This window comes from Tamaricihabitans halophyticus (genome assembly GCF_004340875.1).
In the GTDB taxonomy this organism is placed as follows: Bacteria; Actinomycetota; Actinomycetes; order Mycobacteriales; family Pseudonocardiaceae; genus Tamaricihabitans; species Tamaricihabitans halophyticus.
In genome coordinates this window covers 13568-28299 of record NZ_SLXQ01000019.1, presented here as the reverse complement: position 1 = coordinate 28299, position 14732 = coordinate 13568, and the positions used below count along the sequence as shown (strand labels likewise).

Here is a 14732-nt window from a genome sequence, read left to right as displayed (position 1 = left end):
CGTTGCGAGTCCCGGTGAGCTGGCTGGCCGAACACCTCGAGATCGACCCAGAGGAGGCCACGGCGGAGCGTTTCGCCGAAGCCTTCGTGCGGGTCGGCATCGAGGTCGAGGGCGTCGAGGAGCTGGGCGGAATCACCGGTCCGGTGGTGATCGGCCGGGTATCCGCCATCGAGGAGCTGACCGAGTTCAAAAAGCCGATCCGGTACTGCCAGGTCGAGATCAGCGATGACGACGAAGAAAACGGCATCATCTGTGGTGCGACCAACTTCGCCGAAGGTGACCTGGTCGTCGTGGCCCTGCCTGGTGCGGTGCTACCCGGCGGTTTCGAGATCACCGCGCGCAAGACCTATGGCCGGACCAGCGAAGGCATGATCTGCTCGGCCACCGAGCTCGGGCTCGGCGACGATCACTCCGGCATCCTTGTGCTGCCGAGCGGCACGGCCGAGGCAGGCGATGACGCCATCGACGTCCTGGACCTCAATGACACCGTGCTCGATCTGGCGCCCACTCCTGATCGGGGCTACTGCCTTTCGGTGCGTGGCCTGGTTCGCGAACTCGGCTGTGCCATGGACGTGTCCTTCGTCGACCCCGCGCAGTTCGACGTGCCGGAGGCGGAAGGCGATGCCTGGCCGGTGCGGGTAGCGGACCCGGTCGGCTGTCCTCGTTTCGTGGTCCGCAGGGCCAGCGGCGTGGACGCTGGTGCGCCGACGCCGTGGTGGATGCAGCGCAGGCTGCTGCTCGCCGGCATGCGGCCGATCTCGCTGGCCGTGGACATCACCAACTACGTGATGTTGGAGCTGGGGCATCCGCTCCATGCCTTCGATGCCACCGCGCTGCGCGAGGAGCTGGTGATTCGCCGGGCCGAAACCGGTGAAACGCTGACCACGCTGGATGGCGCCGAGCGAACACTCGACCCGGACGACGTCATCATCTGCGATGAGCGCGGACCGATCTCGATCGCCGGCACGATGGGCGGCGAAAGCACCGAGATCGGCTCGGAAACCTCGGACATCCTGTTGGAAGCCGCGCACTGGGACCCGGCATCAATCAGCCGCACCGCGCGCCGGCACCACCTGTTCAGCGAGGCCGCCAAGCGATTCGAGCGTTTCGTCGATCCTGCCCTGCCGCCCGCCGCTCTGGAACGCGCGGCCAGGCTGCTGCGTACCTACGGCGACGGCACGATCCACCCAGGTCGCACCGACGTCGGCGGCGTGCCCGAGCAGGCCGCGGTGACCATGCCGATCGATCTGCCGGACCGGGTAGCCGGTATCTACTACGCGCGCGGGGTGACCGCGCGCCGGCTCAGCCAGGTCGGCTGCCGACTGCAGGTGGACACCAGCGAACAAGGTGCTGCCCAGGTCACGGCAACCCCGCCGAGCTGGCGCAACGACCTGCGGCAACCCGCTGATCTGGTTGAGGAAGTGCTCCGGCTGGAGGGCTACGACACGATCCCCTCGACGTTGCCCGCCGTGGTCGCCGGTACGGGGCTCACCCGTGCGCAGCGTCGGCGCAGGGGCGTGGCCAAGGCATTGGCTGACGAGGGTTATGTCGAGGTACTGCCCTTCCCGTTCGTCGCCGAGTCGACCTGGGACGCCTTCGGGCTTGCGGATGATGACCCGCGGCGGCGCACGATGCGGCTGCGCAATCCAATCGAAGCGGACCGGGATCGGTTGACGCCCACGTTGCTGCCCGGTTTGCTCGATGCGTTGCAGCGCAACGTGGCTCGGGGGATGCGCGATGTCGCGCTGTTCCATATCGGTCAGGTCGTACGGCCGGAGGCTGAGCAGCCGGACGCCCCGGAGCTCGGCACCGCCGGTCGGCCGGATGAGGCCGAGCTGGCGCGGTTGTACTCGGCTGTGCCGCCGCAACCGCAGCATGTGGCCGTCGTACTGACCGGCAGCCGGCAGCGGTCCGGTTGGTGGGGCAAAGGTGAACCGGCTAGCTGGGCGGATGCCATACAGGCAGCCCGGACGATCGCGGCGAGCGCGGGCGTCGAGTTGCGGATCAGGGCCGCGGAGTACCAGCCGTGGCATCCGGGCCGCTGTGCCGAACTGCTGGTCGGTTCGGAGACGGTTGGTTACGCCGGCGAGTTGCACCCGAAGACCGTGGAGGCGCTTGGCTTACCGAAGCGGACCTGTGCGATGGAACTGAACCTCGACGCGGTGCCGCTGCCCGAGCAGCACGTGGCTCCGGTGATCTCCGCATTCCCGCCGGTGCGACAGGACGTCGCGGTCGTTGTGCCGAGCGAGGTGCCGGCCGCCGATGTCGCCGAGGTCCTGCGCTCGGGGGCTGGTGAACTGCTCGAGGACATCGCGCTGTTCGATGTGTACACCGGGGAACAGGTCGACGAGGGATCCCGTTCGCTGGCTTACGCGATGCGGTTTCGTGCCGCGGATCGGACGCTGACCGAGGACGAGGCGAGCGTGGCGCGGGAGGCGGCGGTGACCGCCGCCGCGGAGAAGTTCGGCGCCAAACTGCGTGGCTGACCGGGTAGCGCCGCCTAGTCAGCGGAAACCGAGGTCAGTTGAGGTTGCGGAGGGCTTCGCGGCGGGAAAGCGTGGATAGCTCGGGGTGCTCGGCGACGAACGCACGTACCCAGTCCGGTGCCGTTTTGGCGTAGTCGCGCAGCGCCCAACCGATCGCCTTACGGATGAAGAACTCGGGATCGGTCCGGTTGGCCTCGACGCAACTGGCGAGTAGTGCGTGGTCGGTGCGGGCTTTCGCGCCGACTTGGCAGATCAACGCCGCACGGCGCAGCCACAGGTCCTCGTTGGTTTGCCAGTCGCGTATCAGCGGAGTGAGCTCGTCCGGATAAGCCCTGAGCAGCGGCCCGACGAGGCGGGTGGCGATCTCGTCGACCAGGTCCCACCAGGCACCCGACCTGATGAGCTCGCCATACCAACCGGCCAGGTCGGGGCCTTGCCAAGGCGTGTAACTGCGATGCCGGCACAGCTCAAGCGCGAGGTAGCGTTCTTCCCGATACGCGGCCCCGTGCCACAGTTCGCCAACCGCGGCGAGCCAGTCGGCGCGGGCCGGCAGCGGATGGGCGGCGAACACTCGTCTGGCCAGCGCGTGCCGTTCCGGTTTGGGCACGCCGCGAAACGGCAGGGTAGAACGCATATAGCTGCGCATCTTCGGGGCCTTCTCTGGATCGGCGAGCCCAGCGAGTTCCGCGCGCACTGCCGATGCGAGAGTTGACCCGGTCACCACCCGGCCAAATCTACGCCGCGACGCGCCGTTATATCCGGCGGGAAACGCGGTTGCCGGACAGCCGTGTCAGGGCAAGGATCGGTCTCCGTGCCCGGCTGGTTGTTCGCGCTGCTGTTCGCGGCGTTCGTGTTCTACACCGACGACTACGTGATCGCCGGCGTGCTACCAGAGATCGCGAACGACCTGGGGATCAGTGCGGCGCTGACCGGGCAGTTGGTGACGGTGTTCTCGGTGACCGTCGCGATCGCCGCACCAGTGGCCGCGGTGATCTTCGCCCAGTGGGCGCGGCGGGTGGTCTTGAGTGTCGCGCTGATCGGGTTCATCGTCGCCAACGCGCTCGCGGCGCTCAGCGACTCATACTCATTACTCGTGGTGCTGCGGATCGGCGCCGCCCTTGCGGCCGCGATGGCCACTCCAACACTGTTTGGCGTCGCCGCGTCGCTCGCGCCGACCGAGCGGCGCGGCCGCTACCTGGGCACCGTTTCGCTTGGCGTCACCGGTTCGATCGCGCTCGGGGTGCCGCTCGGTACCTGGCTCGGCGGGCAGTCCGGCTGGCGAGCGGCCTTCGCCGCGATGGCGATTGGCGGCGTACTCGCCATGGTGTGGCTGCTGGCGACGCTGCCGCGAACGGAGCCGTCGCCGCCCGTGCCGCTGCGCGAGCAGGCCCGGGTATTGCTTGCCGGGGGAGTGTCACTTGGGTTGCTCGCCAACGCACTGATGATCACGGGCTCGATGATGTTGCTGACCTATCTCGCGCCCTTCGCCGCGGAACTGGCGAACGCGGATACGGGCCATCGAGTGGTGCTGTTCGCGGCCTCGGGGATCGCCGGGATGGTCGGTATCTGGCTAGGCGGGATCGCCACTGACAGGTGGGGGCCCAACCGCACCCTGGTGTACGGGATGACCGTGTTCATCGCCACGATGCTGGCGTTCAGCGCGCTGTGGCCGCTGCGCCCAGTGACGCTGTGGATCATGGCGCCGCTCGCGGTGTTGTGGGCGGGGACGGCGTTCTGGAACGCGCCGGCGTTGCAGGCGCGGTTACTCCGGCTGGCTGGCCCGGTCGGCACCCAGGCCCTTGCGGTGAACAACAGCGGCACCTATCTGGGCGTGGCTACCGGCGGTGCCCTTGGTGGCGCGCTGCTCGGCGCGTGTGGCGGAGGAGCGCTGCCCGTGGTCTCGGCAGCGCTGGGTGCGCTGGCGCTCCTGACGTTCTACGGTGCGACACTGACGGCAGGTGACGCGAGGCGCGCGACCTCGCCCGTTGATTGATGTTGCACGATGATGCATAATCATTCATATGACGGTGCGGATCGCGGTGGCGGGTGCGAGTGGCTATGCGGGCGGGGAACTGCTCCGGTTGCTGCTCGGGCATCCCGAGGTGCACATTGGCGCGTTGACCGCTGGCGAGAGCGCGGGCAGTCGACTGTACGAGCATCAGCCGCAGTTGGTGCCGCTCGCCGACCGCGTACTGGTGAGCACCACCCCGGATGAGTTGGCCGGGCACGATGTGGTTTTTCTCGCGCTGCCGCACGGCCATTCCGCGCGACTGGCCGCGGAACTCGGCGAGGACACGGTCGTGATCGACTGCGGTGCCGACCACCGGCTGACCGATGCCGGGGCATGGCAGCGCTGGTACGGCGGCGAGTACTCGGGCAGCTGGCCATACGGCATGCCGGAACTACCGGGGGCACGTGCCCGGTTGCACGGCGCCACGCGGATCGCCGTGCCAGGGTGCTATCCCACGGCCGTATCACTCGCGCTTGCTCCGGCGCTACAGGGTGGCTTGGTGCTGCCCGAGGCGACGATCGTCGCGGTGACGGGAACCTCGGGCGCGGGGCGCAGTCTCAAACCGCATCTACTCGGCTCCGAAGTGATGGGTTCGGCCAGCGCGTACGGGGTTGGTGGCGTACACCGGCACACCCCGGAGATCGCGCAGAACCTCAGTGCCGTGGCGGGCACCCCAGTGCGGGTGTCCTTCACGCCGGTACTCGCGCCGATGTCCAGGGGAATCCTGGCGACCTGTACCGCGCCCGTCGTGGCCGATGTGGACGGAGCGGTGGCCTACGCCGCCTACCAGCGGGCCTACGCGGACGAGACCTTCGTGCGGTTACTGCCCGACGGTAGTTGGCCCGCGACCGCGGCCACGCTTGGCAGTAACGCCGTGCAGCTACAGGTGACGGTGGACGCGGACGCCGGCCGGCTGGTCGCGGTGTCGGCCGTGGACAACCTGACCAAGGGCACTGCCGGTGCGGCCGTGCAGTCGATGAACCTCGCGCTCGGCCTCCCCGAGGCCACCGGACTGACCAACGTGGGAGTGGCACCGTGAACATCGAGCAGGGCAGGGGAGTGACCACGCCGGCAGGCTTTCGCGCCGCCGGCGTGGCCGCCGGGATCAAGAGTTCCGGCGCGCGTGATCTCGCGCTGGTGGTCAACGACGGCCCCCGGCAGGAGGCGGCAGGCGTGTTCACCACCAACGCGGTCAAGGCCGCGCCGGTGCTGTGGTCCAGCCAGGTGCTGACCGAGCGGCGCCTCCACGCGGTGGTGCTCAACTCCGGCGGGGCGAACGCCTGTACCGGCCCGGAAGGTTTCCAGGACACCCACGCCACCGCGGAGCAGGTGGCGGACACCCTCGGCGTCGGTGCGATCGAGGTCGCGGTCTGCTCTACCGGACTCATCGGTGAGCGGCTGCCGATGGATCGGGTCAGCATGGGCGTGGCGGCCGCGGCTGGGGAACTGGATTCGAGTCAGCAGGCTGGTTTCGCCGCCGCCGAAGCCGTACTGACCACCGACACCCGCGCCAAACAGGCCTGCGCCACACACCCGGACGGCTGGTCGATCGGGGGGTTCGCGAAAGGCGCGGGCATGCTCGCGCCGAACCTGGCCACCATGCTCAGTGTGCTGACCACCGATGCCGTCCTGGACGAGGTGCAGCTGGACGCGGCGCTACGGTACGCCGTACGCCTCAGCTACGACCGGCTGGATGTGGACGGCGGCACCTCCACCAACGACACGGTGCTGGTGCTGGCTTCCGGCGCCTCGGGGGTTCGCCCGGATCCGGGGGCTTTTCAGGAATGGCTGACCGCCGTATGCGACGACCTGGTCCGCCAGCTGCGTGCCGATTCCGAAGGGGTGACCAAGGAGGTTGACCTGCACGTGCGGGGCGCGGCCAGCGAAGCCGACGCGGAGCGGATCGGCCGGACCGTCGCCGAGGACAACCTGGTCAAGACCGCGCTGTTCGGATCGGATCCGAACTGGGGGCGCATCGCCATGGCCACCGGCCGGGCCGGCGTGCCGCTGGACGCGCAGCAGTTGGAGATCACCGTGAACGGCGTTGTGCTGTTCGCGGCCGGGCAGCCGGTGGGGGATCGCTCCGCGGCCGATCTTTCCGGCCGGTTCGTGGAGATCATCGTGGACCTGCACGCGGGAGAGGCAGAGGCGACGATCCTGACCACGGATCTCTCGCACCACTACGTCGAAGAGAACAGCGCGTACTCGTCATGAGTGGGGCGGAGGAAGCTGGCGACGAGGCGATGGCCGATAACGAGGACCGGGCGCAGGCGGTACGCAAGGCCGAAGTACTCGTTGAGGCACTGCCCTGGCTGGAGCGCTTCCACGGGGCGACGGTGGTCGTCAAGTACGGCGGAAACGCGATGATCGACGATGCGCTCAAACGCGCGTTCGCGCAGGACATGGTGTTCCTCCGGCTGGCTGGGCTGCGGCCGGTCGTCGTGCACGGGGGCGGACCGCAGATCAGCTCCATGCTTGGTCGGCTCGGCATCGACGGCGAATTCCGGGGCGGCCTGCGGGTCACCACACCGGAGACGATGGACGTCGTCCGGATGGTGCTCGTCGGCCAGGTCGGACGCGAACTCGTCGGACTGATCAACACGCACGGGCCGTACGCGGTCGGGATGTCCGGTGAGGACGCCCGACTGTTCACCGCCCGCCGCCGATCAGCCACTGTGGACGGAACGCAGGTGGATATCGGGCTCGTCGGGGACGTCGCGGAGGTCAACCCGGACGCGGTGCAGGACATCATGCGTGCCGGCCGGATCCCCGTGGTGTCCACTGTGGCGCCGGATGCGGACGGCGTGGTGCACAACGTGAACGCGGACACCGCGGCGGGAGCGCTGGCCGCCGCGCTCGGCGCGGAGAAGCTGGTGGTGCTCACCGATGTGGCCGGGCTGTACCGCAACTGGCCCGACCCATCCTCGCTGGTGCACCAGGTCCGCGCGGGCGAACTCGAAGAACTGCTGCCCGGCCTTGCCAGCGGCATGGTGCCCAAAATGGAGGCCTGCCTGCGCGCGGTCCGTGGGGGTGTGCCGCGCGCGCACGTGATCGACGGGCGGCTCGCGCATTCGGTACTGCTGGAGGTGTTCACCAGCGCCGGCGTCGGCACGATGGTGCTCGCCGAGGAAGAGGAGGATTGATGCTCCCGAATCCCGTGACATCCAACGAGACGGGGCAGCGACGCTGGGAAGCGGCGTTGATGAACAACTACGGCACCCCAGCACTGACGCTGACCCGTGGCGAGGGTGCCCATGTATGGGATGTTGACGGCAACCGGTACCTCGATATGTACGGCGGTATCGCGGTCAACGCGCTCGGCCACGCGCATCCGGCGATCGTCGCCGCGGTGACCGAGCAGATCGGCGCGCTCGGCCATGTGTCCAATTTCTACGCGCACCAGCCCGGTCTGGCTCTGGCCGAGGCGCTGCTCGAACTCTGCGGGGCGACCGGCGAGGGCAAGGTACTGTTCGCCAACTCGGGCGCCGAGGCCAACGAGGCGGCTCTGAAGATCACCCGGCTGACCGGCCGGAGCAAGGTCGTCGCCTGTACCGGCGGGTTTCACGGCCGCACCATGGGCGCGCTCGCGCTGACCGGGCAGCCCGCCAAGCAGGCGCCGTTCGAACCACTTGTTCCCGGTATCACTCACGTGCCGTTCGGGGACGTCGACGCGCTGCGCGCCGCCGTGGACGCGGACACCGCGGCCGTGTTCGTCGAACCGGTACTTGGCGAAGGTGGTGTCCAGCCGGCGCCGGACGGCTATCTCCAGGCCGCGCGCGAGATCACCAGCACCGCGGGCGCGTTACTCGTCCTGGACGAGGTACAAACCGGGATCGGCCGCACTGGTGCCTGGTTCGCCTTCCAACGCGCCGGTATCACCCCGGATGTGCTGACCCTGGCCAAGGGGCTGGGCGGCGGACTGCCGATCGGTGCTTGCCTCGGCTTCGGTCCAGCGGCCGGACTGTTGCAGCCGGGGCAGCACGGCACCACCTTCGGCGGTAACCCGGTCTGCGCGGCTGCCGGCTTGGCCGTTCTGCGGACGATCGCGCAGGAGGATCTTTGCGAGCACGCGGCCGTCCTTGGCAAGCATCTCGCTGGCGGGGTGGCCGAACTGGCGCACCCATTGGTGGCCGGGGTGCGCGGGCAGGGACTCCTGCTCGGCATCACGTTGCACGAACCGGTCGCCGCCGCAGTAGCCGGTGCCGCGCGCTCCGCCGGCTATCTGGTCAACCCGGTGACCCCTGACGTGCTCCGGTTGGCGCCCCCGCTGGTGCTCAGCCAGGAACACGCGGACGCGTTCCTGACCGACCTTCCCGCCGCACTGGACGCGGCGACCACCACCACGAGCGAGGACTCAACCTGATGACACGGCATTTCCTCCGGGACGACGACCTCACCCCTGACGAGCAGCGCGCGGTGCTCGATCTGTCCGACGAGATGAAGGCGGATCGCTTTGGTCACCGGTCACTGGCCGGCCCGAAGGGCATTGCGGTGATCTTCGAGAAGAACTCGACCCGCACCAGGGTGTCCTTCGAGGTCGGCATCGCGGAACTCGGCGGCCATCCGGTTGTCGTGGATGGCCGGATGATGCAGCTCGGCAGGGAGGAGACCATTGAGGACACCTCCCGAGTGCTGTCCAGGTACGTGCACGCGGTGGTCTGGCGCACCTTCGCGCAGCAGCGGATGAACGCGATGGCCTCGGCGTCGTCGGTGCCCGTGGTGAACGCGCTGACCGATGAGTTCCACCCCTGCCAGGTGCTCGCCGATCTGCAGACGATCCGGGAACGGCTGGGCCGGCTGGCCGGCGTCACGCTGACCTACCTTGGTGATGGCAAGAACAACATGGCGCATTCGCTACTCCTCGGCGGGGCGACCGCGGGTATGCACGTCCGGGTGGCCGCACCGGACGGCTTCGTCCCCGACCAGGAGATTCTGGCCAGCGCGAAGCAGCGGGCCAGTGATACCGGCGGCAGCGTTGCCATCCTCGCCGACCCCGACGCGGCGGTGGAGGGGGCGAACGTACTGGTCACCGACACCTGGACCTCCATGGGGCAGGAGAACGACGGGATGGACCGGGTCACGCCGTTCCGCAAGCTCCAGATCAACGCGGACCTGGTGAGCCGAGCCGAATCCGATGCGATCGTGCTGCATTGCTTGCCGGCACACCGCGGGTGGGAGGTGACCGATGATGTGCTCGACGGGCAGGCCAGTGCTGTCTGGGACGAGGCGGAGAACCGGTTGCATGCCCAGAAAGCCCTGCTGACGTGGTTGCTCGAGCAGGAGCGCCAATGAGTGACGGGGTTTCCTCGGTGAGCAATCGAGTCGCGCGGCAGGCTCGGATCGTCGAGCTCGTCGCGCAGCGAGCGATTCGTAGCCAGCCAGAGCTGGCGAAACTGCTCGCGGTCGAGGGAGTGGATGTCACGCAGGCAACGTTGTCACGCGACCTTGATGAGCTCGGCGCGGTCAAACTGCGCGGCGCGGACGGTGGTGCGGCGGTCTACGTGATCCCCGAGGACGGCAGTCCGATCCGCGGGATGCAGGGTGGTACATCCCGGCTGAGCAGGTTGCTCGGTGAGCTGATGGTGTCGGCGGACTCCTCGGTGAACCTCGCCGTGCTGCGTACTCCACCCGGTGCGGCACAATTCTTGGCGAGTGCCGTAGACCGCGCGGCGCTGCACGAGGTGGTCGGCACTATCGCCGGCGATGACACCGTGCTGGTGATCGCCAGAGAGCCGATGACCGGGCGGGAGTTGGCTGACCGCTTCACCGCACTCGCCACGCGCGTGTCTGTAATGGACGATGAACAAGGAGAACAACAATGACGGAACGGGTCGTGCTGGCCTACTCCGGTGGACTGGACACCTCGGTGGCCATCGGCTGGATCGCTGAAGAGACCGGCGCCGAGGTGGTCGCGGTCGCGGTGGATCTCGGACAGGGCGGCGAGGATCTGGAGACGGTGCGCAAGCGCGCGCTGGACTGCGGGGCCGTGGAGGCCGTGGTCGCGGACGCGCGAGACGAGTTCGCGGACCAGTACTGCCTGCCAGCGCTGCAGGCGAACGCGCTGTACATGGACCGCTACCCGCTGGTCTCCGCGCTGTCCCGGCCGGTCATCGTGAAGCACCTCGCGGAGGCGGCCAAGGCCCATGGCGCGACCATCGTCGGCCATGGCTGCACGGGCAAGGGCAACGACCAGGTGCGCTTCGAGGTCGGTATCGGCGCGCTGGCGCCGGATCTGAAGGTGATCGCGCCGGTGCGGGACTACGCCTGGACGCGGGAGAAGGCGATCAGCTACGCCGAGGAGCGCAACCTCCCGATCGACGTCTCCAAGAAGTCCCCGTTCTCGATTGACCAGAACGTGTTCGGGCGCGCGGTGGAAACGGGTTTCCTCGAGGATCTGTGGAACGCGCCGACCAAGGACGTCTACTCGTACACCGCGGACCCGACGCTGAACTTCGGTAAGCCCGACGAGCTGGTGATCGCCTTTGACCAGGGTGTGCCCGTGGCCATCGATGGCCGCAAGGTCAGCGTGCTGGAGGCGATTCAGGAGCTGAACACCCGCGCTGGGGCGCACGGCATCGGCCGGATCGACATGGTCGAGGACCGGCTGGTCGGGATCAAGAGCCGCGAGGTCTACGAGGCGCCAGGGGCGATCGCGCTGATCACCGCGCACCAGGAGCTGGAGAACGTCACCGTGGAACGTGATCTCGCGCGCTTCAAGCGGCAGGTGGAACAGCGCTGGGGCGAGTTGGTGTACGACGGCCTCTGGTTCTCCCCGCTCAAGGACGCGCTGGATACCTTCATCGCGAAGTCCCAGGAGCACGTCACCGGCGAGATCCGGCTGGTACTGCACGGCGGCAGCGCCGTGGTCAACGGCCGGCGGAGCGCTGAATCGCTGTACGACTTCAACCTCGCCACCTATGACGAGGGCGACAGCTTTGACCAGTCGTTGGCCAAGGGCTTCGTCCAGCTGTGGGGTCTGCCGAGCAAGATCGCAGCCAAGCGTGACCTGGCCTGACCAGCGCATCCATCGGGAACGAGCACATTCAGGAGGGACATAGTGGGATCGCAGGCCGGCCAGCCAGTGCAACTCTGGGGCGGCCGGTTCAGCTCGGGACCAGCCGAGGCGATGGCCAAGCTCAGCTCGTCGACACATTTCGACTGGGTGCTCGCGCCGTACGACATCGCGGGTTCGCGCGCGCATGCCAGAGTGCTGCACCGGGCCGGCCTGCTCAGCGCGGCTGAACTCGACGGCATGTTGTCCGCTTTGGACACGCTTGCCGCCGATGTGGCCAGTGGCACCTTTACCCCGACGCTTGCGGACGAGGACGTGCACACCGCGCTGGAACGCGGCCTGCTCGAACGGGCCGGTGCCGAGTTGGGCGGAAAGCTGCGAGCTGGTCGTTCCCGCAACGATCAGGTGGCGACGCTGTTTCGCATGTGGCTGCGGGATGCCGCGCGCCGGATCACTGAGCTCTGCCTGGATGTGGTGGATGCGTTGCTGGCACAGGCCGACGCCCATCCGGACGCGGTGATGCCGGGTCGTACGCATCTGCAGCATGCGCAGCCGGTACTGCTCGCGCATCACCTGCAGGCGCATGCGCAGGCGATCAGCCGTGATGTGGAGCGGCTGCGGGACTGGGATCGACGGGCCGCGGTTTCGCCTTACGGTTCGGGAGCGCTCGCCGGTTCCTCGTTGGGCCTGGATCCAGCGGCGGTGGCGGCCGATCTCGGGTTTGACGCGCCAGCGGAGAACTCCATCGATGGTACCGCCGCACGCGATTTCGCCGCCGAGATCGCCTTCGCGCTGGCGATGCTCGGAGTGAACCTGTCCAGGGTGGCCGAGGAGGTCATTATCTGGGTGACCGCCGAGTTCTCTTACGCGGAACTGGATGATGCCTGGGCTACCGGAAGCTCGATCATGCCGCAGAAGAAGAACCCGGATGTCGCCGAGCTGGCTCGGGGCAAGTCCGGCAAGCTGATCGGCAATGTTTCCGGCCTACTGGCCACGCTCAAGGCGCAGCCGCTCGCGTACAACCGCGATCTGCAGGAAGACAAGGAACCGGTGTTCGATTCGGTGGCTCATCTCGAGCTACTGCTGCCCGCGATGGCCGGCATGCTCGGCACCCTGCGCTTCCGCACGGACCGGATGGCCTCGTTGGCGCCGGCTGGTTTCACGCTCGCTACCGATATCGCGGAATGGTTGGTACGGGAGCAGGTGCCGTTTCGGGTAGCACACGAAGCGGCTGGGGAATGCGTGCAACGTGCCGAGGCGCGGGGTATCGGGCTGGACGAGTTGACCGACGCGGAACTCGCCGAGGTACATCCTGCCCTGACCCCGCGGGTTCGTGAGGTGCTGACCGTGGCTGGTTCGATAGCCTCGCGAAACGCCTACGGCGGCACCGCGCCGGATCGGGTGGCCGAGCAGCGGGACCGGCTACGGGCCCGCGTCGCCGAGCACCGAGCGTGGGTCGCCAAGCAGTGAGGCAACTGGCGGCGCGGGATCTCGCGGCTGACCCGACTGATGTGGCCGTCGACTTGCTCGGCTGTGTCATCGAGTCGGTCGTGGACGGCGCGCCGGTCGCGGTTCGACTGGTCGAGGTCGAGGCGTACCGGGGCTCCGATGATCCTGCTTCGCACTGCTACCGGGGCCGGACAGCACGCAACGAGGTGATGTTCGGCCCCGCTGGTCGGCTGTACGTGTACTTCGTCTACGGCATGCACTTCTGCGCCAATGTGGTCTGCCTGACCGATGGTCAACCCGGTGCGGTCCTGCTCCGCGCCGGCGAGGTCGTGTCCGGATTGGACGTCGCGTGGACGCGCCGGCGGACCGCCAGAAACGCTGCCGAACTGGCGAAGGGGCCCGCTCGGCTCACCGGTGTACTCGGTATGGGGCGGGAACACAACGGTGTTGATCTCACCGATAGCGCTGCGCCGATCCGGCTCTATCGCGGTGATGCGGTAGAGCCGGCCGCGGTACGTACCGGGCCCCGCGTCGGAGTCGGGTCGGCCATGGACACGCCGTGGCGGTACTGGCTGGACGACTCGCGCGCCGTCAGCCAGTACCGCAAAGGCGGCAAACGACGGTCATAGTTGACCAAAGGCGGCCTGTAGGCCGAGGCTACTGACGGCAACGGCAAGCCAGACAAACAGGCCAAGGAGCAACGGGCGCGGTCCGGCCTGGCGAATCGCGCTGGCCCGCAGGCTGAAGCCGATCGCGGTGAGGGCAACCGTGATGCAGAAGGTGGCCGCCCAGGACAGCGGATCAACGAACGAGTCCGGGATCAGGCCGAGCGTGCGGGCGGCGGAGGCGGCGAGGAAGCCCAGAATGAACAGCGGCACGATCCGCCACCACGAGGTGCCGGCCGGCTCGCCAGCGGCTCGGGCAGCCGATTTGCGCTGCCAGACAACCAACGCAAGGCAGATCGGAATGATCATCAGGCTGCGGGTCAACTTCACGATCACCGCGTGATCGCCCGCCTCGGCGCCATAGGTATAGGCGGCGGCCACGACCGATGAGGTGTCGTTGATCGCGGTACCGCTCCATACCCCGAACGCGGTCTCGGAGAGCCCGAAGAGATGCCCGAGCGGCGGGAACACCACGACGGCGACCACATTGAACAGAAAGATCGTGGCCATCGCGTAGGCAATCTGCACCTGGCGCACCGGTAGCACCGAGCTGGCCGCCGCGATCGCGGAAGCACCACAGATCCCGGTGCCGACCCCGATCAAGGTCCCGGAACCGGAGTCCACCCGAAGCAGCCGACCGAGCAGCGCCGCGACCACGAGGGCCACCGCGAGCGTCCCCAGCATCACCGGCAGCGAGTCAGTGCCGACCTGGAGTACCTGGGTGAGCGAAAGCCCGGTGCCAAGGAGCACAATGGACACCTTGAGGACCTGCTTACTCGCGAAGGCGAAACCCGCCGCGCAGTGCTCAACCACCTTCGGCCCGGCGATCCGGCGCACCAGGATGGCGCATCCGGCGCCGAGAGCCAGGCCAAAGATCGGGCCGCCGATAACCGGAAAGAACTGGCCGAGCACGGTGGCGGGTATCGCGACGAGGATGGCGAGGAGCAAACCAGGCAGCGGACCGGAGGACCGTCCGGTCTCCCCGGAGCCCACCTGATCCGGCGTCTGCCTGGTTGCGTCAATGACCACACATCAAGGGTGGAACGCTTCGGGGGAGTCCGGTAGGCACCGTGTTCGCATGAGGTCATAACCCCAACTTATGACCCAGG

At 68.1% G+C, this 14732-nt stretch carries 13 protein-coding genes; 11 read left to right on the top strand and 2 right to left on the bottom strand.

The annotated features are described in order from the left end of the window. Positions 1 to 2 precede the first annotated feature (2 nt). Positions 3 to 2486 (top strand): phenylalanine--tRNA ligase subunit beta, encoded by a 2484-nt coding sequence (pheT, locus tag EV191_RS26400; RefSeq protein WP_132880361.1) that lies wholly within the window; start codon positions 3 to 5, stop codon positions 2484 to 2486. Between the two features lie 34 nt (positions 2487 to 2520). Here the strand turns inward: pheT and EV191_RS26395 are convergent, their stop codons facing one another. After that, complete coding sequence (locus EV191_RS26395) at positions 2521 to 3210, bottom strand: DNA alkylation repair protein (RefSeq protein WP_424565508.1); 690 nt, start codon at positions 3208 to 3210, stop codon at positions 2521 to 2523. An 87-nt stretch (positions 3211 to 3297) separates the two neighbouring features. Between EV191_RS26395 and EV191_RS26390 the strand changes: the two genes are divergently transcribed. Genes EV191_RS26390 through EV191_RS26345 form a run of 10 tightly spaced genes read left to right on the top strand, consistent with a single transcriptional unit; the run spans position 3298 to position 13587 of the window. Continuing rightward, positions 3298 to 4479, top strand: a complete 1182-nt coding sequence (locus EV191_RS26390; protein ID WP_132880358.1) for an MFS transporter — start codon at positions 3298 to 3300, stop codon at positions 4477 to 4479. 28 nt (positions 4480 to 4507) lie between these two features. Further along, the gene (argC, locus tag EV191_RS26385) at positions 4508 to 5536 is read left to right on the top strand and encodes an N-acetyl-gamma-glutamyl-phosphate reductase (RefSeq protein WP_132880356.1); all 1029 of its coding nucleotides are present in this window, start codon (positions 4508 to 4510) and stop codon (positions 5534 to 5536) included. Further along, complete coding sequence (argJ, locus tag EV191_RS26380) at positions 5533 to 6711, top strand: bifunctional glutamate N-acetyltransferase/amino-acid acetyltransferase ArgJ (RefSeq protein WP_424565507.1); 1179 nt, start codon at positions 5533 to 5535, stop codon at positions 6709 to 6711. Before argC ends, argJ begins: the two co-directional genes overlap by 4 nt. Before the next feature lie 29 nt (positions 6712 to 6740). Further along, positions 6741 to 7640 carry an acetylglutamate kinase gene (argB, locus tag EV191_RS26375; protein ID WP_132880447.1) on the top strand — a complete coding sequence of 300 codons (900 nt, stop codon included), beginning with the start codon at positions 6741 to 6743 and terminating at the stop codon, positions 7638 to 7640. Then, positions 7640 to 8860 carry an acetylornithine transaminase gene (locus EV191_RS26370; protein ID WP_132880355.1) on the top strand — a complete coding sequence of 407 codons (1221 nt, stop codon included), beginning with the start codon at positions 7640 to 7642 and terminating at the stop codon, positions 8858 to 8860. Before argB ends, EV191_RS26370 begins: the two co-directional genes overlap by 1 nt. Next, on the top strand, positions 8860 to 9789 hold the full coding sequence (argF, locus tag EV191_RS26365; RefSeq protein ID WP_132880353.1) for an ornithine carbamoyltransferase: 930 nt from the start codon (positions 8860 to 8862) through the stop codon (positions 9787 to 9789). Before EV191_RS26370 ends, argF begins: the two co-directional genes overlap by 1 nt. Next, positions 9786 to 10319, top strand: coding sequence for an arginine repressor (locus EV191_RS26360; RefSeq protein ID WP_132880352.1), 534 nt, complete (start codon positions 9786 to 9788; stop codon positions 10317 to 10319). The genes argF and EV191_RS26360 overlap by 4 nt, the downstream gene beginning before the upstream one ends. Further along, positions 10316 to 11512 carry an argininosuccinate synthase gene (locus EV191_RS26355; RefSeq protein WP_132880350.1) on the top strand — a complete coding sequence of 399 codons (1197 nt, stop codon included), beginning with the start codon at positions 10316 to 10318 and terminating at the stop codon, positions 11510 to 11512. Before EV191_RS26360 ends, EV191_RS26355 begins: the two co-directional genes overlap by 4 nt. A gap of 42 nt (positions 11513 to 11554) precedes the next feature. Next, a complete protein-coding gene (argH, locus tag EV191_RS26350; RefSeq protein WP_424565506.1) occupies positions 11555 to 12979 on the top strand; it encodes an argininosuccinate lyase in 1425 nt (474 codons plus the stop codon). Continuing rightward, positions 12976 to 13587, top strand: a complete 612-nt coding sequence (locus EV191_RS26345) for a DNA-3-methyladenine glycosylase (protein ID WP_243659246.1) — start codon at positions 12976 to 12978, stop codon at positions 13585 to 13587. The genes argH and EV191_RS26345 overlap by 4 nt, the downstream gene beginning before the upstream one ends. On the opposite strand, the gene EV191_RS26340 is transcribed toward EV191_RS26345, so the two are convergent. Beyond that, a complete protein-coding gene (locus EV191_RS26340) occupies positions 13582 to 14652 on the bottom strand; it encodes a YeiH family protein (RefSeq protein WP_243659245.1) in 1071 nt (356 codons plus the stop codon). The two genes, EV191_RS26345 and EV191_RS26340, sit on opposite strands and share 6 nt — an antisense overlap. Positions 14653 to 14732 lie beyond the last annotated feature (80 nt).